This window comes from Alteromonas sp. AWQ4_252 (genome assembly GCF_056158205.1).
The window spans coordinates 4496510-4521742 of record NZ_JBSWSV010000001.1; the positions used below are offsets into that span (position 1 = coordinate 4496510).

General features: G+C 47.8%; 20 protein-coding genes. 11 read left to right on the top strand and 9 right to left on the bottom strand.

Translation table 11 applies throughout. The annotated features are described in order from the left end of the window. Positions 1 to 31: 31 nt before the first annotated feature. The gene (locus ACXACM_RS19675; RefSeq protein WP_474823953.1) at positions 32 to 1441 is read right to left on the bottom strand and encodes a sodium/proline symporter; all 1410 of its coding nucleotides are present in this window, start codon (positions 1439 to 1441) and stop codon (positions 32 to 34) included. A 118-nt stretch (positions 1442 to 1559) separates the two neighbouring features. Then, positions 1560 to 2405: a DUF4437 domain-containing protein gene (locus ACXACM_RS19680; protein ID WP_474823954.1), complete on the bottom strand. Its 846-nt coding sequence runs from the start codon at positions 2403 to 2405 to the stop codon at positions 1560 to 1562. A gap of 168 nt (positions 2406 to 2573) precedes the next feature. On the opposite strand from ACXACM_RS19680, the gene ACXACM_RS19685 reads away from it, so the two are divergent. Next, positions 2574 to 3761 carry a CaiB/BaiF CoA transferase family protein gene (locus ACXACM_RS19685; protein ID WP_474823956.1) on the top strand — a complete coding sequence of 396 codons (1188 nt, stop codon included), beginning with the start codon at positions 2574 to 2576 and terminating at the stop codon, positions 3759 to 3761. A 90-nt stretch (positions 3762 to 3851) separates the two neighbouring features. Here the strand turns inward: ACXACM_RS19685 and ACXACM_RS19690 are convergent, their stop codons facing one another. Beyond that, on the bottom strand, positions 3852 to 4637 hold the full coding sequence (locus tag ACXACM_RS19690; protein ID WP_474823958.1) for a GntR family transcriptional regulator: 786 nt from the start codon (positions 4635 to 4637) through the stop codon (positions 3852 to 3854). Positions 4638 to 5017: 380 nt separating this feature from the next. Continuing rightward, positions 5018 to 6361, bottom strand: coding sequence for a purine-cytosine permease family protein (locus ACXACM_RS19695; RefSeq protein ID WP_474823960.1), 1344 nt, complete (start codon positions 6359 to 6361; stop codon positions 5018 to 5020). A gap of 277 nt (positions 6362 to 6638) precedes the next feature. Here ACXACM_RS19695 and ACXACM_RS19700 point away from each other — a divergent pair, with 277 nt between their 5' ends. Further along, a complete protein-coding gene (locus ACXACM_RS19700; RefSeq protein ID WP_474823962.1) occupies positions 6639 to 8087 on the top strand; it encodes an NAD-dependent succinate-semialdehyde dehydrogenase in 1449 nt (482 codons plus the stop codon). 137 nt (positions 8088 to 8224) lie between these two features. Here ACXACM_RS19700 and ACXACM_RS19705 read toward each other — a convergent pair whose 3' ends face one another. Then, positions 8225 to 8587, bottom strand: coding sequence for a hypothetical protein (locus tag ACXACM_RS19705; protein ID WP_474823964.1), 363 nt, complete (start codon positions 8585 to 8587; stop codon positions 8225 to 8227). Further along, positions 8587 to 9816, bottom strand: a complete 1230-nt coding sequence (locus ACXACM_RS19710) for a class I SAM-dependent methyltransferase (protein ID WP_474823965.1) — start codon at positions 9814 to 9816, stop codon at positions 8587 to 8589. Before ACXACM_RS19710 ends, ACXACM_RS19705 begins: the two co-directional genes overlap by 1 nt. 202 nt (positions 9817 to 10018) lie before the next feature. On the opposite strand from ACXACM_RS19710, the gene ACXACM_RS19715 reads away from it, so the two are divergent. From ACXACM_RS19715 to leuD, 4 genes are all read left to right on the top strand, one after another. Further along, positions 10019 to 12079 carry a hydantoinase/oxoprolinase family protein gene (locus ACXACM_RS19715; RefSeq protein ID WP_474823967.1) on the top strand — a complete coding sequence of 687 codons (2061 nt, stop codon included), beginning with the start codon at positions 10019 to 10021 and terminating at the stop codon, positions 12077 to 12079. A 15-nt stretch (positions 12080 to 12094) separates the two neighbouring features. After that, complete coding sequence (locus ACXACM_RS19720) at positions 12095 to 13960, top strand: hydantoinase B/oxoprolinase family protein (RefSeq protein WP_474823969.1); 1866 nt, start codon at positions 12095 to 12097, stop codon at positions 13958 to 13960. A gap of 106 nt (positions 13961 to 14066) precedes the next feature. Next, positions 14067 to 15485, top strand: a complete 1419-nt coding sequence (leuC, locus tag ACXACM_RS19725; RefSeq protein ID WP_474824428.1) for a 3-isopropylmalate dehydratase large subunit — start codon at positions 14067 to 14069, stop codon at positions 15483 to 15485. A 1-nt stretch (position 15486) separates the two neighbouring features. After that, entirely contained in the window at positions 15487 to 16131 is a 645-nt protein-coding gene (leuD, locus tag ACXACM_RS19730; protein ID WP_474823971.1) for a 3-isopropylmalate dehydratase small subunit, read from the top strand. A 48-nt stretch (positions 16132 to 16179) separates the two neighbouring features. On the opposite strand, the gene ACXACM_RS19735 is transcribed toward leuD, so the two are convergent. Next, positions 16180 to 17262, bottom strand: coding sequence for a DUF3089 domain-containing protein (locus tag ACXACM_RS19735; RefSeq protein WP_474823973.1), 1083 nt, complete (start codon positions 17260 to 17262; stop codon positions 16180 to 16182). Positions 17263 to 17485: 223 nt separating this feature from the next. On the opposite strand from ACXACM_RS19735, the gene ACXACM_RS19740 reads away from it, so the two are divergent. From ACXACM_RS19740 to ACXACM_RS19750, 3 genes are read left to right on the top strand one after another with little or no spacing between them, the layout of a single operon-like run. After that, the gene (locus ACXACM_RS19740) at positions 17486 to 17626 is read left to right on the top strand and encodes a hypothetical protein (protein ID WP_474823974.1); all 141 of its coding nucleotides are present in this window, start codon (positions 17486 to 17488) and stop codon (positions 17624 to 17626) included. A 54-nt stretch (positions 17627 to 17680) separates the two neighbouring features. Next, entirely contained in the window at positions 17681 to 19132 is a 1452-nt protein-coding gene (locus ACXACM_RS19745) for a flavin monoamine oxidase family protein (protein WP_474823976.1), read from the top strand. A gap of 20 nt (positions 19133 to 19152) precedes the next feature. Then, the gene (locus ACXACM_RS19750; protein ID WP_474823978.1) at positions 19153 to 19530 is read left to right on the top strand and encodes a c-type cytochrome; all 378 of its coding nucleotides are present in this window, start codon (positions 19153 to 19155) and stop codon (positions 19528 to 19530) included. 121 nt (positions 19531 to 19651) lie between these two features. Here ACXACM_RS19750 and ACXACM_RS19755 read toward each other — a convergent pair whose 3' ends face one another. After that, positions 19652 to 20557: a DUF1838 family protein gene (locus ACXACM_RS19755; protein WP_474823979.1), complete on the bottom strand. Its 906-nt coding sequence runs from the start codon at positions 20555 to 20557 to the stop codon at positions 19652 to 19654. Between the two features lie 77 nt (positions 20558 to 20634). Further along, positions 20635 to 22962: a TonB-dependent receptor gene (locus ACXACM_RS19760; RefSeq protein WP_474823981.1), complete on the bottom strand. Its 2328-nt coding sequence runs from the start codon at positions 22960 to 22962 to the stop codon at positions 20635 to 20637. Between the two features lie 240 nt (positions 22963 to 23202). On the opposite strand from ACXACM_RS19760, the gene ACXACM_RS19765 reads away from it, so the two are divergent. After that, positions 23203 to 24057 (top strand): alpha/beta hydrolase, encoded by an 855-nt coding sequence (locus ACXACM_RS19765; protein ID WP_474823983.1) that lies wholly within the window; start codon positions 23203 to 23205, stop codon positions 24055 to 24057. An 87-nt stretch (positions 24058 to 24144) separates the two neighbouring features. Beyond that, positions 24145 to 25191 (top strand): DUF1838 family protein, encoded by a 1047-nt coding sequence (locus ACXACM_RS19770; protein WP_474823984.1) that lies wholly within the window; start codon positions 24145 to 24147, stop codon positions 25189 to 25191. Positions 25192 to 25233 lie beyond the last annotated feature (42 nt).

Sequence of the window (25233 nt, forward strand, 5' to 3'; positions counted from 1 at the left end):
TTCTAAAGCTCTTCGCTTCTGATTATTTCACCTACCCGCCCCGCGATTTTCCGCTCATTATCAGCAATATAACCGTAGCTAACAGAAACGGGCCCGCACGTTGTAATAAATCCCCGGGCGTGTGCGGCATCATGCTGAACACAAAAGTGGAAAGACAGCCTGCCAGCATTGCGCCTACTACACCGTTTTTCGCAATTTGTCTGCCCGAGAGAGAGATAATAATAACCGGACCAAAGGCTGCACCAATCATATTCCAGGCAAAAATAACCCTGTCAAAAATACTGCTTGGCAGCGAGATGGCCAGCATAACTGCGGCCGTTGCCAGCACAGTCATGGTAATTCTGGACATAAGAAGCGGTTTGTTTTTAATAAACCTTCCGGCACCGAGATCATGTACAACGCAAGCGGCCGCAACCAACAACATGCTGTCTACCGTCGACATAATGGCTGACAGCACGGCTGCCACCACAATGGCACCTGTGACACCGGGAAGAAGATCAGAGGTAAGCGCAAAGAAAAGGGTTTCAGGGTTATCCAGCTCTGGCAGAAGTGTTCGCCCTGCCAGTCCCAGCATACACATACCGCCAAATACCAGCGCAAACCAGAACACACTCAATACGCTAGCCTGACGAAGAGCCTTTTTACTTTTTAATGCCATAAAACGGTTGAGTAAATGAGGTTGACCAAACGTACCAAGTCCCACTGCAATGCTACCTGCAATTGTACCCAGTGCCATCCATCCCGCGTTGGCTCCTGTAAATGAAAGCCAGTCTTCAGAAGGCGGGGAAGCAAGGATTGCCTGAAAACCCTCTGCGCCGCCTATGGCAATCCACGACATTACCGGAAGCAGAATGGCGGCAAACAACATGAGAATTCCCTGAATAGTATCTGTCAGACTTACCGCCCAGAAGCCACCAAGCAGGGTGTAAATCAGTATGATTGTGCCGCCCAGTAAGATACTGCCTGAAGAGGACATGGCAAACGTACTTTCAAACACATTACCCGCCCCCTGAAATTGCGATGACATGTAAATGATAAAACAGAAGAGAATGATCAGGGTGGCAATGACCTTTATGCGGCCGGCGTCATTTTTTGAGGCACCGTCAGCCATAAAGTCAACGACCGTGAGATGACCTTTTCTGGCGGTGACCTCCATCAGACGCGGAGCAATCCAGAACCAGGCAATGGCTGCACCGGCGACGGCACCTGCAGCAACCCATACAGCGGTCAGTCCTATTGCATAAGCCAGACCGCTCATGCCAAGTAACGTCCACGCAGAAGCAGAACTGGAACCGTAGCTGATGGCCGCAACAACAGGGCCGAGTTGACGGCCACCCAGAAAGTAGTCTTCCTGGTCCTGATTCAGGTGCTGTGCCCACAGACCCACAGCAAGCAGGACGCACTTGTAAACAATTAAAGTGATAAGGATAGTTGTGCTCATGATGTTCACTCCCTGATGTGCACAAGGAAAAAGGAAGAAAGCGAGGCTTCCCCATCATGCTATTGCTGCGCGTCCTTCAGCGCTTTGATAATTGTCAGTTCTCCCGGCAACCCCTCCTTCAGTAGTTAGGCGGAGGAGTAAAACGCGACTGCCGCGTCATCCAGTCAGGCAAGACCGGCTGGTAGGCCTGATTGTAATTAAATCCGTGCTGGACTTCAGACCACTGATTCACGTGCTCACCGCCTACAAACCGGATAAGAGACAAACTACCGCCCCGTGTACCAAACGGGCCGTGAGGAATATGTGACGGCCGCCAGAAGTAAGCGCCCGGATACATGGTCCCCACATGGCCGGTAAGGTCACCATGTAATTGATAAGCTTCTTCCGGCGTGGGATGCGACTCCTGCGCACCGTGAAAATTAACAGGGTGCGACTGGGGAGACGTCATAAATAAAAAAGTACGCTGACCTGTAACCGGGTCAATGCGCAAATTCTTTCGGGCAAACCCGAGGTGGGTCAGTTTGATGTCGTGCACGCTGCTGTCCCAGGACATCCGGTAAGTGTCGAGACAAGGTATCGCTTCACGTCCCTCTGCCCGTTCTTTTGCCCCGCCGGCATCCTCTGCCAGGGGTACCGGAGCGTGATCAAAGAAACGCAAAATCACTGCATCTTCAGGTACGTATAGCTTATTGCGTTCGAATCCGGCAGGAAAGAAGCCATAGCACCCCGGAGAATAAACAAAGTGATTAAGGTAAAAGCAACCATGTAATACATAAAACTCTTCGTTACAGGCCAGCGCATGCGGAGCCGGATTCTGATAGCCGGCGGGATACTTTTGTAATTGTGTTCTGGCACCGCTGTCTGTGTCGATACTCAGCAACTTGCGCTCTTTACCTTCAAAGCATTCATCGTATTCCCAGGCTAATTCCTGAGCCTGTATGAATTCCACGTAGTCTCTTGCCATCACTTAATAACCTTATTTTTATACTTCATCAGTACTGTGCCACGGCCATTAACAGGCTGATTTGCGCCAAATCAAAAGTTATATTGATAACACATTAATAATTTTACTTGTTGATTAAGACATATTGTTATAGCATTTATGATAATTAATCAAAAAGCAGGAACGACTGTGAGTGAAACTGCCGGAACATCGATGCCTTTGAAAGACTTAGTCGTCGTTGAATTTACGCACATGGTTATGGGGCCAACAACAGGTCTTGTATTAGCAGACCTTGGCGCAAAAGTGACCAAGATCGAGCCTCCCGGCGGAGATAAAACCCGTCGCCTTAAAGGTTCGGGCGCCGGCTACTTCCCGATGTATAACAGGAACAAACGCAGTCTGTGTATTGACCTTAAATCTGATGAAGGTAAAGCTGTAGCACAGACGTTAATCAGCAAAGCAGATATTCTCATTGAGAACTTCAGGCCCGGTGCAATGGACAAGCTAGGCTTTGGTTATGAGGCCATGAAAGTACTTAATCCGCGACTCATCTATTGCTCTTTGAAAGGCTTTCTGAAAGGTCCTTACGAAAACCGCACCGCGCTGGACGAAGTGACACAAATGATGGGCGGACTGGCTTACATGACCGGCCTGCCTGACCGGCCAATGAGAGCCGGTTCATCAGTGATTGATATTACCGGTGGCATGTTTGGCGTCATTGGTGTGCTGTCGGCTTTGCATGAACGGGAAAAAACCGGTAAAGGCCGCCACATTACCAGCTCATTGTTTGAAACCACTGCCTTTATGGTAGGCCAGCACATGGCGCAACAAACCGTACTGGGTGAAGAGCCGCCTCCTATGTCAGTGCGACGAAGTGCCTGGTCGGTATACGACATTTTCCATTGCAAAAATGATGAACGAGTATTCATAGGCGTCGTCAGCGACACCTTATGGCAAAAGTTCTGCGAAGAATTCGAACTGCATGATTTTGCTGCCGATGACAGGCTGAGCAAAAACAACGACCGGGTTAAATACCGCGATGAGATTTTGCCTGTGATCAGTGCCATGTTCGCTAAACTGGACAAAACCACTTTGATGGCAAAACTGGAACGGGCTGGTATTCCTTTCTCACCCATTAATAAACCATCCGATCTGTTTGACGATCCTCATCTGAACTGTGGCGGTTTACTTGAAGTGACGACCACTGAAGGTAAGGCCAAACTCCCTGCACTGCCTGTTGAATTCGACGGCGAGCGCACAGCACTTCACCACGACTTGCCAGCTGAAGGCAAAGACACGGTAGATGTATTAAGTGAAGCCGGATTTAGTAAAGAGGAGATTGAAAGACTACTGACGCAGGAAGTGGTCATCAATTAACTGCAAAACGTTACTTCTACAAGTTTTTCGAGCAACAGATTCTGTTGTTCTCCGTTCAGGGGCATTACTAATGCCCCTGTTTTTTTAACTTTATTCGTTAACTTCCATACTCATCTGATACTGGAAAATTGCGGGATTATAGCTCCCCCGCAGAATGTCTACCAGCTTACCCTTAGTATCGTAAGAGCGTCTCGAAACAACAAGCAGTGGGCTGAACTCTTTCAGGTTCAACTCTTTAGCCACATCAGCGGAAGCGGCTTCTGCGCTAATGAATTGATCGATACGGGACAAAACTGTGCCATGCTTTTTCAACAGTTCAACGCGGGTATGTTTTCCCAGCGCCTTTTCAGAAAACGTCTCACTGCTTGTCAGCGTCCAGCTAACGTAGTAAGCAAAAGGGAGTTTTTCGTCTTCAGTTAGTCTGACCCGCACCAGACGACAAGCAGTTTCGCCTTCCATTAGACCAAGATCATCACGAACATCAGCTGGCGGTAGACGATCAGCAATATTGAGCACTTTCGCTATAGTGTGGCGCCCCATGGTCTCGATGGACTCTAGCATGCCCATTAACGGCGCCTTTACCGGTTTCGGTTTATATTTATAAGTGACCGTTGTTCCGCGACCACGACGACGCTCTACCAGCTTTTCCGAGGCCAATTCGTCCATTGCTCGTTTTACGGTAATTCTCGACAAACCGAAAGCTTCGCCCAGTTCGTGTTCTGTGGGCAATTGAGCGCCGTAACTGATCGTGCCGTCTATAATTTGCTCTTTCAGTAAACTATACAACTTATAGTAAAGAGGCGTAGGCCCTTCCCATTCAATCCCTTGCTGAGCTTCAAACTGTTTCAGTATTTCAATAATTGAAGATTTATCCAAAGTGAATCTCCTTTCCGTGCCGTTCATATACCACTTGTTTCAGCACTTTTCTATATTGGCTGCGTGTCACCTGTGATCGCGATAGCACATGTAAGCTGACGGATTATCTATATCCGGCTGCAACCTGACGTTTATAACGGATAGTTTCAGTCCGAATACTACCATGACACACAAGTAAACGCATAATGATAGAACATTCAAACTAAAGAGGACGCACGGACAATTCGGAACTGCAGCGCATCCTGCGCTAAATAACGGATTATGCAGAAATCAGTGTAGTTATTTGGCTTAAAAAAGATGTTTAGTCAGAACAGCATAAACGAAGACGCCTGCTAAATATATATTTATATCATTTAGCAGGCATATGTATATTTACGCGATCAGGCAAACTTAGATTTTTTCACCGCGAGCATTTTGGCCAGAACGCTCAGCAACAGATAGCTGATCATAGACATGAGTAACCCGTATAGAGAAGGAAACAATACATCAGACAAAGGCAGTACCACCTGATAGGTAATGGCCGTCGCACACGCAGCTCCGATAAGGTAAGCGATGACCGCCAGCGGATTCCACTTGTGCAAGTGGGTCAGTTTTTCAGGGTTGAAGCGCTTCCGGTTAACCAGATAATAGTCGACGATGACGGGGCCAATTACCGGTGGAACCAGCGCCGCCAGCAAGTTTATCCACTCAAGGAAATACTGATAAACACCCAGTCCGAGTATGGTTCCGGCCAGTCCGCACAATAAAGTTGTTACCCGTTTAGGGCGTTTAAATACACTGGCCGTTTGTACCGCCGGCAAATATAGATTGGTGTCCCCTGTGGTCCACAGTGCAAGACTCATTGCAATCAGACCAAAAAAGCCAATCCAGGGGCCCTGCTGGAGCATGTAGGTGGTAAATTCGTAAGTACCGGAAACAATCCCGCCCATGGAACCGATGATTTGCAGAAACCACTGTGAAATGATTAAAACCACAAACGGAATAGCAATCGCCACCCATGCCTTGCGAGCAAACCGGGTGTAATCCGCCATCACGATAGCACCAACTATCCAGGACCCCACCACCAGATTCACAGCATCATACATACTCATGGGCGACTTCACGGCCTGCTGTTCTGAAAGCGCAAAAAATGCCTGCCAGCCACCGGTGCTATCAATGTTCAGCCACGTCGCATAAATGCCCACTGCCACCAGCATCAACACTGACGGCATACTGACCTTTTCAAGCGCCGCAACCCCCATGTAAGTTGTACCGGTAAATAAAATGCCGGCGCCAATCGCAACAACATAAAAGGTGACAGAGTCGAATGACTGCGCCCAGGCAAACCCAAACGCGCCCACGGTTATTCCCTGCCAGCCGATGGTTAACAGTGCGACAAAGAGCACGGGAATATAAGCGCCAATATTACCGTAGGTAAAACGGTATAACAGCCCTGAGTTACACGCAGTTTTGTAGCCGATATAGCCTACCAGTGCACCAATTACAAAGTTCATCCCGTTACCCAGAAATGAAGCTGTGAGCAAATCGGGGGTAAACGCCAGTCCTTTCCCTAACGCCCCACCTGTCAGCAAACCGGTAACCAGAAATCCCCAGCCGAAAGCCAGTGCCAGCAAAGGCATAGCGTTGCGTCTTTGTGACGGAGTTAAGGGTAGATGAGGATTATCATCACTTTGAGCTTCTTCTGTGGCATCCAGCGTCCACCACTGTTTTAGTATATTTAGCATTTTTGGTCTCCGGAACGGGTCGCCAGATTAAGGCGACATGCTCATAAGCTAATCAAAAGCCTTCGCACCGGGCATTAACAAATGTCAAAGAGCCCGCAAGAGTTTTGTGCTTATTGTGTCTGGACTGCCAGCCCCCGCGTTTATTGATAATTGTCATAGGCACTGCGGGCTAACCACGTAATATGAGACAGTTGACAAACTTCTTCCGGAGCCACTTTCGAAGTCTATTGTACCCCCCTCATGGAGGTCGCAACTTTTTAATATAACGGACACCAATATGAAACTGACTGATATCGCTATTTTTAAACAAGCCTGCCTGATAAACGGAGCCTGGATAACCACTAAGGAATCCCTCTCAGTAAATAATCCGGCAACCGGCGATGAAGCCGGACGCGTGCCTTTATTAAATACTGCTCAGGTAAATGACGCCATCACGTCAGCCAGCGAGGCATGGAAGACATGGAAAAAGGTTCCTGCATCGACCCGGGGAGATATTGTCCGTAAATGGTATGAGCTCATCGTTCAGCATACTGATGAACTCGCCGCCATTATGACCACAGAGCAGGGTAAACCCCTTGCTGAAGCCAAAGGTGAAATTGCCTATGCTGCCAGCTATGTTAAATGGTTTGCCGAAGAAGCCATGCGTATTCAGGGCGAGATCCTGCCAGCAGCGGCCGCCAATACGCATATCCGAGTTTCGAGGGACCCGGTAGGCGTTTGCGCAGCAGTCACCCCATGGAACTTCCCGGCGGCAATGATCACCCGCAAAGTAGCACCTGCACTTGCAGCCGGCTGTACTATTCTGGTGAAACCTGCCAGCCAGACCCCCCTGACTGCGCTGGCGCTGGCGGAACTGGCTGTACAAGCCGGTGTACCTGATGGCGTATTTCAGGTTTTAACCGGTAAAGCCAGTGTTATCGGCGATGCATTCTGCACGAATCCACTGGTAAGAAAGCTTACATTTACCGGTTCAACTGAAATCGGCGCACAACTGATGGCACAATGTGCCGGCGATGTGAAAAAGCTATCACTAGAGCTCGGCGGTAATGCCCCTTTCATCGTATTCGAAGATGCAAATATAGACAACGCCGTAGACGGCCTGCTCAAAGCTAAATTCCGAAATGCCGGCCAAACCTGCATTTCGCCGAACCGGGTCTACGTTCATAACAGCGTAAAAGAAGCCTTCCAAACACAACTCAGCAAAAAAGTAGAAGTCCTTAAAATTGGTAACGGACTGGAAGAAGGTACTGAAATTGGCCCGCTTATTGACAGCAAAGGTGTGGATAAAGTGGAAGAACACGTGAAGCAGGCCGTTGCAGCGGGCGCTAAAGTACTTACCGGTGGAGAACGCTTACCCTTCGGTGACAACTGGTACGCCCCCACAGTTCTGACCGAGGTTCCTCATAATGCACAATGCGCCTGTGAAGAAACCTTCGGACCACTGGTGCCCATCATCAGCTTTGCAACAGAAGAGGAAGTACTGGCCTACGCAAACGACACTCCTTTTGGTTTGGCAGCGTATTTCTATACTGATAATCTGCATCGCGCACAACGTGTTGCAGATGCTATTGAATCTGGCATGGTGGGTATTAACACCGGCGTTATTTCAGCCACCAATGCCCCATTCGGTGGGATTAAAGCCAGCGGGATCGGTCGTGAAGGGGCCCATGTTGGTCTCGAAGAATATTTGGAAATGAAGTACCAATGCTATGTAATTGAGGAATAATCCAGGGCTGCGCTTATCGCTCCGTGGGTATATGACAAGTCCGCCTTAAAAGTCATCTATTCACGTTAAATTTAAAAAAAGCCTCTGAAGGCATGACGCCGGCAGAGGCTTTCCAATAGGCTCGAAATCTCACACCATTATGCTTTGGCTATATCATCAATAGTCGCGTTGTACGACTTTTTGGTTTCTCCCATCTGTGCTTCTGCTGCTTCTTTTTGAGCAAGATAAAACAGGCGTGAGAAGAATTCTTGTCGCCATCCCTCACGGCTTTCCAGCGCTTCCTCGTCGAGCTCTAACACTTCGATGCCGGCCGCTAAATCAATACCGTGTTGTTTAGCAACACGTTCCTGTGCGTCCATGCGATCGCGCATCACATTAAGTTCGCTGGCCAGCACCATCACCATTGACATCAGTTGATCCGACGCTGCATCTTCGTAAAACGAGGGACGTTTACCTTTAGCATTGTGTTGAATTTGCGGTTTCATATCTGGCTCAGTCATTACGCTATCTCCTGTTTAACTAGAGGTTTCTTTGCAATAAGTACCTCCCAGCCACCGCCAGGGGCAAATTCGCCGGCAGCAAACTCACGATCGGCTACTGCTTCTTTAGACTCGTCACTGTAGCCTTTTGACCCATCTGTGGTTTCCATAATTGCCATTGGCGCAGTATCAAAGCGAACCGCATCGCGGGGGAAGCCAGCATCTTCTGCAAGCTGGATTTGGTCAAGGTCGCGCATTGCACCCCAGAACGGTTCGTTGTTGTACCAGGTTTCATTATCAAGAATGAACTGAGTGAACGGGTCCATTAAATCGAACGGCGGTAAATCGGCATGAATCATCAGGCCACCAGGAGCCAGCACCCGCTCGCTTTCTTTAAAAATTTTTGGCATCGCCTTGCCGCTGGTTTCGTGCAGCAGAATATGACTTACAACCAGATCGAAATATCCGTCTTCGAAAGTTGTTTCTTCGGCATTCATCTGTGCAAAATTCACTTCTTTACCCATTGCAACGCTACGCGCATGGGCATAACGCACACAGCCACCACCTACATCGATCCCCCAGATTTCTGCATCCGGAAAGGCTTCTTTGTATGGCAATGTGGAATGCCCTACCGTACATCCCATATCCAGGATGCGGCGAGGTTTGAAATCAGGATTATTCCGCTTCAGGTAGTTGCAGACTGAACGTCCCATATCGTCGTTATCAGGGCCGGTATAACCCATGGTGTAAAGATACACACCACGGTCGTAAATCACACCAGCAGAAACGTCGTCGGCTGTTACTTCGGTGCAGTACCCTCCCGGCATACAATGAATATCGATGGCGCTCACGTATTTTGGTGGCACAAATCCTTCTGGAATCACCAGTTTCGTTTCAGATTTAGCTGACAGTTCTTTTGCTTTTTCAATCAGTTGTGGCAACTGGCGCTCGACACTCATTATCGTAGATTCCCAAAGTAACTCCTGGGCAATACGGTTTGTGGAGGCATACAGCTGGAAATAACTGTTTTTCACCATAGCACGGCGAATGTCCTGACGGTTCTCAGGCTCACGGCCGTTTTCCCGTTTGAATTTAGGGACAACTTTCTTTTCAAATACTGGCTGGAGCCCCGGCAGCGTAGCGTGCTGTATATAACCCCGCAAACTTTTGGCAAACTCCTGGCGCGACGCTTCGTCGTGTGTTGCCTCTGGCAGCATATCGTGCTTGCCCTGCTGGAAACAATTAAGCATGTCTGACCTCGTTTATTTGTTATACAGAAACTTTCCCATCCGACAATACAGTCTCTGCTGACGGTACTGACCCGATGTTCATGACTATAAGAATCCTCACTGTGATTCGCATTGATAATTATCATGGCAGCAACCTTCCCAATGTTTAGGCTTAAAACCCAATTAACCGAGCTGAATTTGCCTGAATTGAGGGGAATGAAATATGAGTTATCGTCTTGGCGTTGACGTCGGCGGAACATTTACTGATCTGCTGCTGATTAACGAAGAAAACGGTCAGACCTTTACAGCCAAAGTACCGTCCACCCCCCATGATTCCTCAGAAGGGGTGCTCAATGGTATTGCCCGTATCTGTGAAGAGTCTGGTGTTGATCCAACACAAATCCACCGTGTTATGCACGGTACAACGGTTGCTACCAATGCGGTCTTAACCGGTAAAGGTGCCAAAGTCGGTCTGGTAACCACAAAAGGCTACGAGCACACCTTACAGGTTGCGCGCTCATTTTGCCCGGGCGGTCTTGGCGGCTGGGTCAGTTACGTGAAGAACCCACTGCTTGCGCCTCTGGAGCTGACCATCGGCGCAGCTGAGCGGATGGACGCAAAAGGAAAAGTGGTATCAGATCTCAATGAAGCAGCGTTGAAAGCGGACCTGGAAGCGCTTAAGGCTAAAGGTGAAGTTGAAGCACTCACCATCTGCTTCATAAACGCGTATGTCAATGATGAACATGAAAAGCGTGCAAAAGTGATTGCTCAGGAAGTCTTCGGTGATTTACCGATTTCGCTGTCCAGCGAAGTCGTTCCAGAAATGCAGGAGTACGAGCGCACAGAAACCACGGTTGTGAACTCCTATGTACGCCCTGAAGTTGCCCGTTATGTGAATAACCTGCAAACTGCACTGAAAGACCGCATGGGAGAAAACGTACAACTTTCCATTCTGCGTTCTGACGGCGGTTTGGCCTCTGGCCGAGCTTCCGCTGAATCACCGGTAAACCTGTTGATGTCAGGTCCTGCCGGTGGTGTAACCGGTGCTATCTACTTCTGTAGTCGCGCCGGTTATGACGACATTCTGACCTTCGATATGGGCGGTACGTCAACAGACGTTGCCCTGATCCAGGGCTCTAAAGCTAAAGTTCGCCGTGAGACCATTGTGGGTGATGTGCGCGTGCGTGCGCCATCAGTGGATGTACGTACTGTGGGTGCGGGTGGCGGCTCTATTGCTTTCGTACCGGAATTAACCAAAGCGCTACGTGTCGGCCCCGAATCAGCCGGTGCTGTTCCCGGCCCTGCCGCCTACATGAAAGGCGGTACGGAACCGACAGTATGTGACGCCAACGTGGTATTAGGCTACCTGCCATCTGATGTGCAACTGGGTGGTGCCATGGCCATCGATCGCGAAGCGGCTGTTACTGCGGTACAAAAAGTGGCAGACGCCATGGGTATCGACCTGATGGAAGCCGCTGAAGGTATCATTAAGATTGCCAACGAAGCCATGTTCGGTGCGCTGCGTCTGGTATCAGTAGAACAAGGTTACGACCCTCGTGATTTCGCGCTGGTGGGCTTTGGTGGTGCGGGTCCTCTGCATGCTAATGCTCTGGGTATTCTTACTGATGCATGGCCGGTTATCGTACCGCCGGGTCCAGGCGTATTGTGTGCATATGGTGATGCCACCACAGAAGTACAGGACGAAGCTGCCCGTACCTATCTGACACTGGCACAAGAAACCACCAAAGAAGCTCTGATGGCAGATTTGGAAGAACTTCGCAGTAAAGCCTCTGAATCACTGATTGCAGATGGTCTTGCTCCTGAGTCTCTGGAAGTCACTTATCAGGCTGATTTGCGCTATACCGGTCAAGCATTTGAAATTTCTGTCGACTTTACCCGTGATGACATTGAAGCCAACGGCCTTGCAGTGCTGACTGATTACTTCGATCAGGAGCACGAAAAACTGTTTACCTTCAAGCTGGGCGACGGCCATGAAATTCTGATGATCCGTGCCGTGGTCAAAGCCAAATCCGGCGCTATTGCCGAACGCAAACTGGGTGAAGACACACTGACGCTGGCTGACTGTAAAGTACAGGATACCCGTTTCTTCTATGACGGCGCATGGCATGACGGTGCCATCTATGACCGCAGCAAGCTGCACCCCGCTATCGCAGTACCGGGCCCGGCCATTGTCAGCGAAATGGATTCGACCACCGTAGTTCTGCCCGGTTATCAGGCCAACATCGATCACGTTGGCAACCTCCTCATTAATCCCGTGAAATAACTAAGGGGTATCACTATGACTGCACAAATTATTGAAACCAACAGCACCCCGCTGAAACGGGTAGATGTAGACGGTGTGACTGTCGATATTATTGAAAACGCCCTGCGGAACGCCCGTGAAGAAATGGACGCTGTACTGTTCCGTACCGCCATGTCTCCGGGGATCCGTGAACAGGGTGACTGCTTCCCGCTTATCGCAGACCGTCACGGCAAAATGGTTGTCGGCCAGATGGGCTCTTTTATCACAGGTTTTACCAATGCGTATTCAGGCACGCTGGAAGAAGGCGACATTATTCTTACCAACGACCCGTACATGTGTAACGCAGCGATTTCGCACCTGAACGACTGGCTGGTACTGGTGCCGGTATTCAAAGACGGTCGTCATATTGCCTGGTCTGCCATGTTTGGCCACATGTCAGATAACGGCGGTATGGTACCCGGATCCATGCCGATTCAGGCATCAACCATCTTCCAGGAAGGTGTGCGTATACCACCGGTGAAACTGTACAAGAAAGGCGTGCTGCAGGAAGAAGTACTGGAGCTTATTCTGCACAACGTACGAACCCCGCAGTGGAACCGTTTCGACCTCAACGCCCTGGTCGCGGCCTGTAAAACCGCCGCTAAACGTTGTAACGAACTGGCAGTGCGCTTCGGTGATGATGTATTCGATTCCACGCTGGACATCATGCTGGAGCGGAACAAAAAAGCCATGGGCGAAATCATCAAGATGTTCATCCCTGAAGAGCCCCGCGAATTTGCCGACTATATTTGTGATGACGGTAAAGGCATGGGTCCTTACAAAATTAACTGTAAGATGTGGCGTGAAGGCGAGAAAGTTATCTTCGACTTCGACGGCACTGATCCCCAGGCACAGAGCTCTATCAACTTCTACCTGAACGAAGAAATGTTCAAAATGTTCTTCGGCTCATTCACCATTAACGTGGTAGATCCACAAATCATTTTTAATGACGGTTTCTATGACCTGGTAGACGTACGAATTCCTGAGGGCACCCTGCTTAAACCTAAATATCCGGCGGCATTGTCAGGCCGTACCCACGCTCTGGGTCGTATCTTCGATATTCTGGGTGCACTGCTGGGTATGGGCGCACCGCAGGAACTGCTGAATGCAGCGGGTTTCTCTGACTCCCCTCACCTGTTCTACTCAGGTTATGACGACAAAGGCGAATGGTTCCAGCTATTCCAGATCGGCTTCGGTGGTATCCCGGGTCGTCCGGTAGGTGACGGACCGGACGGTCACTCTCTGTGGCCGGGCTTCACTAACGTACCGAATGAATTCATTGAGTCTTACTTCCCTATGCGTATTGAGACCTATGAAGTCATTCCTGATTCAGGCGGTGCTGGTCTGCATCGTGGTGGTCACGGTCTGTCTGTTGCTTACCGCTTCCTGTGTGACGGCCAGATCGCGATTCACGATGATCGCTGGCTGGTACACCCGTGGGGTGTTAACGGTGGCGAGCCTGGCATGCGTTCTACCAAGCGTATGGTTCGAGCCGACGGCACTGAAGAATGGCTGCCGTCTAAATGCGAAGATTTGAAAGTGAAAGCCGGAGACTTGCTGTACTTCAACACCTGGGGTGGCGGCGGCTGGGGCGACCCGTATCTGCGCGAGCCTGCCACGGTTCTCACTGATTTCAATCGCGGTCTGGTAACCGTTGAAGGTGCAAAAGCCTACGGCGTAATCATCGAAAATGGTGCAGTTAATGAAGCAGCAACCACTGATTTGCGTGCCACTCTTACTGCAACCCGTGGTGAGGTAAGCATGTTCAACCACGGTGGCACCATTGAAGAAATCAAAGCACGTTGCCTGGAGGAAACCCATATTCCTGCGCCGGTAACGCCCACGTTCCAAAACGTGAAATAAGCCATTTTATTCCGCAGTTACACGCGGAGAAATGCAACAACTCATCGCCGGCTTTACGTCGGCGATGTTGCCTGATGGCAAACATCAGTTTCAGGAGAGACACCACATGAGTTCCCCCAAAACCCTTTACGATAAACTTTGGGAAAGACGCTGCGTCAAACAAAATGACGACGGCACAGCGTTAATTTACATCGACCGTCATATCGTACACGAAGTATCGTCTGCACAAGCCTTCGAAGGCCTTGTGGTTGCTGACAGAAAGCCATGGCGTACCAGTTCGGTTATCGCCACACCGGACCACAATGTACCGACCACAGACCGTGAAAAAGGTATAGACGGCATTGAAGATTCCACATCACGAATTCAGGTTAAAACCCTGGATGACAATTGCTCACGGTTCAACATTCCCGAATTTGCCCTCAACGATAAACGTCAGGGTATCGTGCACGTTATCGCTCCTGAACAGGGGTTAACTTTACCCGGAATGACCGTGGTGTGCGGTGACTCCCATACTGCGACTCATGGCGCTTTTGCTGCTCTTGGCGTGGGTATCGGCACCTCGGAAGTAGAACACGTTCTGGCTACGCAGTGTCTGATTCAGCGCAAAGCGAAGAACTTCCTGATTAAGATTAACGGCACGTTGTCAGCGGGTGTGACTGCCAAAGACATGGTGCTGTATGTGATCGGGCAAATCGGCACTGCAGCGGGTACCGGTTGTACCATCGAATTTGCCGGTACAGCCGTTCAGAACCTGACCATGGAAGGCCGTATGACCTTGTGTAACATGGCCATTGAAGCCGGTGCCCGTGCCGGCCTGGTGGCCTTTGATGCCACTACCGAGGCCTACGTGAAAGATAAGCGTTATGCGCCCAAAGGCGAGCAATGGGATCACGCTGTGGCTGTCTGGCAAACTCTGCACAGCGACGAAGGTGCAGTATTTGATATTGAGCGCCACTTCGACGCTGCCGATATTCAACCGCAAATCAGTTGGGGCACGTCACCTGAAATGGTGACCGGTGTGAACAACCTGGTACCAGATCCTGCGTCTTTTCCGGCGAACAAGTCCGAAGATTACCAGAAAGCGCTCAACTATATGGGCTTGAAAGCTGGTCAGCCCATGACAGATATTAAACTCGACCGTGTATTTGTGGGTTCTTGTACCAATTCACGCATTGAAGATATCCGTGAGGTAGCCCGCGTAGTAAGGGGCCGCAAAGTGGCAGACACAATAAAGCAGGCTCTGGTTGTGCCGGGGTCCGGACTGGTGAAAGCACAGGCAGAAGCCGAAGGTCTGGATACAATTATTACTGCGGCAGGATTTGAATGGCGTGAGCCAGGTTGTTCAATGTGTCTGGCTATGAATGCCGATCGCTTAATGCCAAAAGAACACTGTGCATCCACCTCAAACCGCAACTTTGAAGGTCGCCAGGGCATTGGTGGCCGCACACACCTGGTGAGCCCTGCGATGGCAGCTGCGGCAGCTATTGCCGGTCACTTCGTTGATGTAACACGGGAGGAATTTTAATATGCAGGCGTTTACTACTCATACCGGCACCGTGTTGCCGTTCGACAGAGCCAATGTTGATACCGACGCCATTTTGCCTAAACAATATCTCAAGTCGATAAAGAAATTTGGCTACGGAGACTGGCTGTTTGATGATTTGCGTTATCTCGATGAAGGTGATGCAGAAACCGACACATCAACGCGCAGGAAGAATCCGGACTTTATCCTTAACAAACCGGGTTTTGGCGGCAGCAGCATCTTGCTTGCGCAGGACAACTTTGGTTGTGGCTCAAGCCGTGAACATGCAGTTTGGGCATTACGGGATTATGGCTTCCGTGTTGTAATTGCACCCTCGTTTGCCGACATCTTTTACAACAACTGTTTTAAGAACGGCATTTTGCCTATCTCACTCTCCCAGTCCATTGTGGACTGCCTGTTTGCACTGCGTAAAGACAGCAATTTTTCGATGACAGTTGATTTGAAGAAGTGTGAAATTCGCACCGGAACCGGCGCTATATGGGAATTTAAGATTGAACCCTCACGCCGGCAAAACTTGTTGTCAGGAGATGATGAAATATCACTGACACTTAGGGAATCTTCCCTTATCGCAGATTTTGAAACCACGCTGAAAGCCAGCGAACCCTGGCTGTTTGCAGAAATTAACTGACGAAAAAAGCGCAGTAGAGTAAACTCTACTGCGCTTTTAATATAAGAATTATTGTCTGAAGGCTGCGATCCGTTTTGCAATATTAGCGCGAATGTCGGCATAAAAAAGGCCGAATTCATGGTAATGCATGCTCCCCCCAAAAGATGGTGATAAATCCAATGCAGAGTCGAAATTAACAATCAGATAGCCGCGATGGCATTTTGCCGCCACTGCACCTTGTACCAGACCTTTAACCTTACCCTCTCCCGGCGCACCGGGCACCGCACCTTTCGACGCACTTGCCGATGCCTCAGGTTTGTTAGTGTCGAACGTTAGCGGATTCACGCATACGGCTTCCCGCCCCTCCTGCGTATTATAGGTATACGCGTAACGAGAGCCCGCGAACTGAGACATCTTATCAATATCCAGTTCTTTTGTGCCGGCGTTCCAGGCGAGCACACATCCGGTTTGTTCAGGGGTACTGCACAGCGACAATGTTTTATAAGTGCGGCCGAAATCCCCCTGCATTAAATCAATCCCGATAATATATGCTGCAACCATTTTTTTTTGGGCAGATTTACCGTCGATACGATCTTTCAGCAGCCAGTATGTCATCAGCGCGCCCTGGCTGTGCCCCGCAATAATAAAAGGCTTCCCCTTGTTCATGTGGGTCATGTAATAGTCAAACGCAGCAAGCACATCGCTGTACGCCAGCCGGTAAGCTTTTCCGCCATCACCGGACAACGTAGGATCGCCCCCCGATTTAAAACTTGCCTGCCTGTATCGTGGTGCAATGACAGTACAACACTCGTTAAATACTGATGCCTGTCTTGCCATCACACTCACATCTGTCCAGTGATTTGTTGCCTCATCAGACAGGGTTTGATTCCAGACGCTTTTGTCTTTTAACGTCGTCGGGTGAATATAAAATACGTCGGTATTTTTCAACGCATTGTCATATTGTAACCCTTCAGGAACAGCGGCCGCAGCTCCGGGCACCCCAGGCAAAGCGGCCCAGTTCTTGGGCAGTGAGTAATCTGGCGGCGTTGGGACATTCTCAGCATTAAAAACGTCGCTGTTGTCCGCGCTGACCGTGAATGAAAGTAGCGTAAAAAAGAATAGAAAATATTGATTTAAAAAATTCGTAATCATTCTAATTCCAGGACACAAAGTTATTTTTATATAACAATAATACATTACAAAGTCTAATGCACGGTGAAAATCAGGAAGTGAAAGTTACCGCAAAAGCGACAGGCCAATGGTCAAAAGTGTAGTCTGTTACAGACGGACGAAGATAAGATTTATGATATCTGATAAATGTCATATCGGTACCGCACTCACCTTTTTAATATGGCTTAAAATTAACGGAACTGTGATGTCCGATAAAATTATCATGGGATCTGGCCGTTTTGCGATGCTTCAGGAATACGCAAATTTTGTTGATTCCAGTGAGTACAACATTGGGCTGAAAGAATACAGCCAGTATCCCATAATGATAAAACAGACACATAAGTAATACCTATTTGACGATTAATAGAGGCAAATGATGAAGATAAACAGACGAAATCTAATGAAAGGTGCAATAGCAGCATCTGCACTTTCAGTCGCTGGAAAAATTCAGGCTAAGAATACGGAGAAATCCTCTGTTGTTGTCATTGGCGGCGGGCTCTCAGGCCTGAATGCTGCCTTGCTACTTCAAGACGCCGGTATGGATGTCACGTTACTTGAAGGTGCCGACCGTGTAGGTGGACGCGTGTTTACAGCAGACGACGTTGAAACACGCCCCGAATATGGTGCAAGTCAGATAGGACGTTCTTATGCACGTCTGATTGCTCTTTGCTCACGATTTAACCTCAAACTTATTCCTGAGCACCGTCACCTTTTACCTATGTCAAATTATATTGATCAAACATGGGTAACATCAAAAGAATGGGAAAGCTCCCCCATTAACAAGACAGTTGGAGAAGAGCGTAAAATCGTTCCTGCCCTTCTAGGTCCTAAATTATTAATGAAAGATAACCCATTGGAAAATCTGACAGATTGGCTAGAGCCTAAAAATGCAGGTTACGACATACCAATTGGTGAGTTGTTGAAACTACGCGGAGCCTCTGATGAGGCAATAAAACTGGCTTCTGTCACAATGGATATGCAAAATGCCTCTGCGCTAGGCATGCTGCAAGAGAAAAATCGTACCTTGTTCGATGCATCGTTCGCCGGTGCTGATATTGAGATAATCGACAGACCATATGGTTTTGAAAACAAAAAAGGGGCGCATGACGGACTTGCACAAATTAACAATATCGAAGGGGGCGCATCGCGTTTACCCGAGGCAATGGCTAAGGCACTTGGCGATAGTGTAAAACTAAACAAAATTGTGCGTCAGGTAGAAATGAATGATAAAGGTGCATTGGTAAAATGTATGGATGGTAGCCGCTATGAATGTGACTACGTTGTATCTGCACTTCCGTTTTCAACATTGCAATATGTTAGCATCTACCCCGAAATACAAGGCAGACAGGAACAAGGCATATTTACACTGAACTATGTCGATACCTGTCGGGCATTTGGTATTATAGAAGAGCCATTTTGGGAAGAAGATGGTATCGAGCCCTCTTTCTTTAGCGACGAAACCGTACAGATGTTTTGGGCTTTAGAAAAGCGCCCAGACGAAGATAAATCACGTTTCATGGTGGTATTTACCGACAATGCCGCGTCCAGAATGGACCAAATGTCTAAAGAGGATGCACTAGCATTGATCGAGTCTGAAATTAATCGAATTCGTCCCGCAACTAAAGGAAAGCTGAAGTTCCTTGATATCTACGGTTGGAAAAATAATCCTCTAATTCAAGGCTGTCGCCACATGTTCCTGCCAGGTCAAATCAATCAGTTCGCCAAAGAAATGATCGAGCCACACCATCGCATGCATTTTGCGGGCGAACACACCCGTCGTATGGATTTAGGAATGGAGTCTGCTCTTGAATCTGGAGAACGAGTGGCATTTGAAATCCTTTCACGGGTTTAATTATTGCGAAGGAAGTAACAATGAATAAAATAATTCTCACTACACTATTAGGTTTACTGGCTTGTACCGGTAAAACAGCCACCGCTGCAACTGAAGCGCAAATCCAGAAAGGTAAACAGCTGTTTATGTTATGTCAGGCCTGCCATGCTTACACTGAAAACGCGGGTATGCGTATAGGACCAAACCTGGCAGGAATGAGCGGCAAAGAGGTTGGCTTTGATAAAAATTACAGCTACTCGAAACCAATGGCTGAAGCAGACTTTTTGTGGACCGACGAAAACCTTGATATATGGTTGAAATCACCTGCAACCATGATCCCAGGCACCCGGATGAGCTTTGCTGGATTGCAAAACCCAGAGCAACGGGCCGCTATTATTGCGTTCTTGAATACTCTGTAGAAATAGATACACGGGAAACAGCTTCTGTTTTCTATCCTTCACAAAAAAAGCGGGCACAGCCCGCTTTTTTTGCAACCGTATTTCATGACAGACAGAAAGTTAACCATCTGCTAAGGTCTCTTTAGCTTTTATAAACGGCTTGAGGGCGCTTTAGTGCGGCAAATGGGTCTTTATAAATTTCAGGGTCTTGTTGTTTAACCAATGACATCCATTCGTTTGGAATATCTGCTACTTTGTCGACTTTACCACCTACAGCCCGTAACGATTGATTACCTAACTCAGCGGGTGTTTTTAGCCACCTTGCAAAACCCGTTACATCAGAGGATTGGATGACTGCCGGCGCCATCTTTACATTTCGATCAAGTGCCCGTTCCATCGGCCCGGATATAGTCGAATACTCAGTAATAATACGATCGTCCTTTCCAGGAGTCTCCACCTTAGAACGGGCATGATGACTATACATAACAGTATCACCCACACCATAAATATTGTCCGAAACTTGTTCATAAGTGACGGTTGAGCCGCCGATTTTTTCCGGCAATTGTAAGGCATTGGTTTCTGAAAATCTGACTTCTGTCGGTCCTAACACTGCATAAGGTATTTCTATTTCCTCATGAGTGAGCGGGTTCATATATTTTGTAAGCATAGCCCCCGTTTTCAAATCGGTTCGAAACGGAATTTCCACAGTAAGCAGATCAAACCCGCCGTCCTGACGAGGCTCCAATTGACCAATAGCGCAATGGACCAGGTTAAACAGCGGCATGAGATCAGCCCCTGTCTGGGCCATGATTTGACCTTTAAACCACCACACCAGATAGCCGGCGTCTTCTCTGTAACGAAGACGACGAACGATCTCGTGCTTGCGGTTTTCAAGTTCCTGCTCACTGACATTCAGCGCTGCTGCCTGCCCACTGGCATGAGACATACCTGAGACTAGTGCACCGGTGGCAACTCCGCTTGCGAGGGCCCCTTTGATAAAAGATCGACGTGCAATCGGCTCTACTACGTTGTAACGACTTTGCTTCATGATAAACACTCCTGGATATATAAAAAAAAGCAACATTCACCGTTATAGTGAATGTTGCTTTAGTACGAAGGCTTTAATTACTCAAAACGCAGAGTTGCAGTTATTCCTATCGTTCTCGGCTCAGGGAGACCAATAGTCGGTAAACGACTAAAATCTCCGATATTTAGAGTCGAACCCGCAATATTGGGAGTTCTGTTGTCAAACAAATTACGCACCCATAACTGCGCTTCCCATTCCACCGTCGATACTCCGATACTGAAATTTGCAACAGTGCGAGCGTCTACTTTCGCAAGGCCATCAAAATTATCCATTTTCTTATCTGACTCGTAGCGTCCATCCAGTTGCACAAAGCCGTCTAAATCACTGGTTAACTCTTTGTGGAATACAAGACTGGCATTCAGAGTATGTTTTGATACCCGTGGAAGCTGTTGACCGTCAAGTGAAATAGAATCCAACAAGCCTTCGGTAACGAGGGCTCTTTGACTTGCATCATCGGCATCTACGAAGTAAGAATCGGCAAGCGCATAGCCAGCGTTAAACTCAATGTTTGAGGTGAGTAGCGCTGTCAATTCAAGTTCAAGACCTCTGGAGCGCCCCGTACCACCGTTCAATACTGCAAATGCTCCTGTTCCGGGGATTTGGTTTGTGATTTGAATATCATCCATTTCAACGTTGTATAGGGCTGTATTTATCCGGAGAGTGTTGTCCATCCAGTCTGATTTCATACCCACTTCATATGTCCAGTTTGTTTCCTGGTCATAGCTTTCAAGATCGGCAGGCAACTGTGGATTCGGTGCGTTAAATCCACCTGCTTTTGAACCTTGAGCGACTGAACTGTAAAAAAGAATATTATCGGAGTATTGATAATCAACAGATAGTCGTGGCGAAAGAAATTCCCAACTAGCCTCTTGATTTCTTGATGTTACATCATCGTCAAGAGTTTTCTTCTCTTTGGTATAACGCAACTCAGCTCTTCCTGTGAACTTGTCGGTGAACGCATAGTTTACAGAACCATAAATCGCTTTGGTGTTGGTATTTGATTTACCATCACCCGTTAGTCCACCAGCTCCCGAAACAGGTTCGAGAGCGGCTAAACCATTCCACAAGTCTTTCGGCAGTCCATCCGTTAGGTTATATATAGGCGGGAAAAAGGTGATAACACTTGATGGATCGTCCAGTCCAGATGCATCTGCCCCCCACCAGCCACGAGAACGACGGTTTAAGTCATAGTAGCTCATACCAACAAGCCACTGAAGCGCTGAATTGGTCGTGGAATTAATACGAATTTCCTGGCTCCACTCGTCTTGCTTTAACAATCCAAAACCAACATAAGTAGGAATAGACACAACAGATGCGTAGTTGTCTGCATAGAACGGAGCGCCTGCCAGTTGCCTATCCTGGTCAGTGATCGTAGCTGTATCCAGGGTATTATAACCTGTAATAGACGTGACTCTAAACGAATCAGTATCGTAAGTGGCATTTAAACTGGTTCTGGAGATTTCCCGTTCTCCGGCAGGAAGGTCGGTATTGAAAGTGAAATATGCCGGATCATCAGCATCAATTTCAGGGGCTATACCGCAGATTCTCTGAAACTCCGAAAATTCGCTGGGAAAAATTGCACTGGTTGGCACTGAGCAATTACCCGGAGCGATAACCTGAGCAGGTGTATCAATCAAGTCTTCAGAATAGTAACTCGTTAGCGAAACGTCCAGGTTTTCAATGCCCTCGTAACGCAGAGCCGCACTGGCAAATTTCGATTGATAACCGCCAATGTCATCGCCGTTCAAGCTATTTTCGTAGCCACCACCGAAATGATCATATGTTAAATTAACTCTACCTGACAACCCATCAGTAATAGGAGTATTGACCATGACTGAAGCTCGCTTCCGGTCGTAATTACCCCAGGTCACCGTGCCTTTTGCTTCAAAAACATCCTGTGCTTTTTTAGTAATAAAGTTAATCGCGCCTGCATAAGCATTACGACCATAAAGCGCACCTTGAGGACCTTTAACTACTTCGATACGCTCCAGGTCCAACATACTAAAATCCAACCCATCACGACCTGAAACAAAAACACCATCAATAAAAACCGAGGTATTATTCTCGTCATCACTGCGAGATACTTGAGATAAGCCGCGTATAGTTGGCGAAGTAGTTACTTTTCCAGGATTACCGTCAAATTGCAGACCTGCAACCATCTGAGTGATATCTCTCAGATCGTCCACCCCTCCTCGCTCTAATATGTCCCCACTAAGCGCTGTGATAGCCAAAGGAACCTCTTGTACTGTTTCCTCTACTTGTCGAGATGTGACAGTGATTTTCTCAATACCAGTCTCTGCAAACACTGTTATTGGTGCAGAAACCAATGATAAAGCTGTTATGGGGAGAAGTATGCGTTGCTTCATTTTTCAGTTCCTAATGGTATGAGTTTCAAGTGTGCGTTTGTTTTCGATGTCTCAATATTGCACAATAGTTGAGCCATTGTTATGACATTAATCAATTTTGAAAAACACGAAATTTTTGACTTCCCTCTGAAATGAACAGATTTAATGAATTGGGTTGTATAGTCTGCGAAAGGTCATTTCCGAATAGAGGTGACATTTCGCAGCCGGACTAATCTGAAAAAATAGGAGTTATACACTAGAATGACAGACCTTGTATTAAGACGGTTCGCAGATTTGACACTCGGACAAATACATTATCTTGAGGCTGGATCCGGCCCTCCACTGTTGGTTCTTCACGGCTCGCCAGGAAGCGCGAGGCAGCATATGACACTGATTGAATCCTTGAGCAAGTATTTTCGTGTTATCGCACCTGATATCCCCGGAGCCGGTGACAGTAGCCCTTTAACCACTTCCCAACCTACTATTGTTTGCTTTGCAAAGCGCATAAAGGAATTTGTCGATGTTCTGGGTCTGGAAAAGTTCAGTATCTATGGCTTTCATTCAGGGGGAGCCATCGCAACGGAGCTTTCTCTACTATTACCAAATCAAATTAAACGCTTGGCAATAGATGGTATTCTTGTACCCAATAAGGCATTTAAAACAGAATTACTCACCCATTATGCCCCCCCATTTCCTGCAGATCTAGATGGGAGCTATCTGCAACGAATATTTCAGTTTTGCAGAGATCAATTTCTCTTTTTTCCGTGGTATAAACGATCCGCTGAAGCCATGCGACACTCAGGTCTACCCTCGGCTACTAAGCTGAAAGAGTGGGTCGAAGACGTACTTAAAGCAAACGAGTCGTATCACCTCATTTATCGCGCATCTTTTTCATGGGATGCAGAAGAACGGCTTGCAGCGTTGGTCACCACTCCGTTGATTGTTGCCAGTACCAGCGATCCTATCTTCGATAGTACTCAAAAAATTTGTCAGGAAGTAACTGCACTAACATTTTCTGCTTTGCCTGATTTTTCAGCTTCAAACTATATTGCTGAACGACAAAAAGTTTTACTAAGCTACTTTTGTCAGAAAGGTTCTGAAAGTGAAGTTATATGATAATTCTCAATGTATCGGCAATAAACTTAGAGCTAGACTGGTGATGTAAGACTATTTATTTATTCAATCACACCTAAGGAAGCGTTAATGAAAATTATTAACCGGCGGAGCATGTTAACTTCAAAAATAACGAAGTCCGCAGTTATCGCATCTGTATTAGCATCACTTTTTGCAACTCAAGCGACAATAGCAAAAAGCGATGAAAAATCGTCAGAAATACCTACTTTTCTTACAACGGTCGAGTTTAAAAACCCTGTTTGGAACCGTGATACCTATGCAAGATTAGACGCTGACTTAAACCCTTCTAAAGAAAAAGTAGGTTGGCTGAAAGGCAAAGTTTTTGGGGTACGTCCCAATGAGCCCGTTCGTGAGCTATTTATAATGGAAGGTTTCAGTGTTACTCGTACTAAGCAGCTTGAAGACGGTAGTATCCGTCGCATGCTCAGAGAAGTTGTGTTCTATAAAGATATCGACACCGGCGAGATTTTAAAAACCTGGCATAACCCCTATACCGATGAAGACGTACGGGTCGTACCCATCGCTAACGACCCCTATAACTATACAATTAGTTCTTATGTAAATATTCCTAATGCCTACGAGGGCACGGATATAGGCAACAAAGCCAAGCCTCCCTTCCTGCTGGACTGGACTGAAGGCCCGAATGACACTATTATTTTGAACACTGGCATCAATCTGTATTACCCGAACCGCCTGCAACCTGAAAAGTGGGTACGTGAGTCTGCGGGTAAATTTAACCGTGTGTCAGAACAGTTCATTTATGTATTCAAGAAATCTGACGTGCAGGACCCGAACAAAACCCACATTCCTGCCGTCGGCTCCTGGTCACGCATTACACCATGGCTTCCGTGGATGCTGATGGGTCAGGCTGAAGGCCACATCAGCTACTTCTCAACGTTTACTACGTTACCGGGCGGTATTGATGAATTGCCGGAAGATATCCGTGAAGCGGCCCGTGCTATCGATCCTAAGTTCTTAAGTGCGCCAACAGAAGACTACGGTCCAAACGAGTCAAGCCTCGAAGCCTATGCTACTGAGCAAACGCCGGCTCCGGTACCTGAAGGCTGGACACCGCCTGAAGCACCTGCCGAACCAGATTTTCCGCCAAAGCGTTGAGATAATAAGAGGCGGTAATATTAAGTTACCGCTTCTGAATCA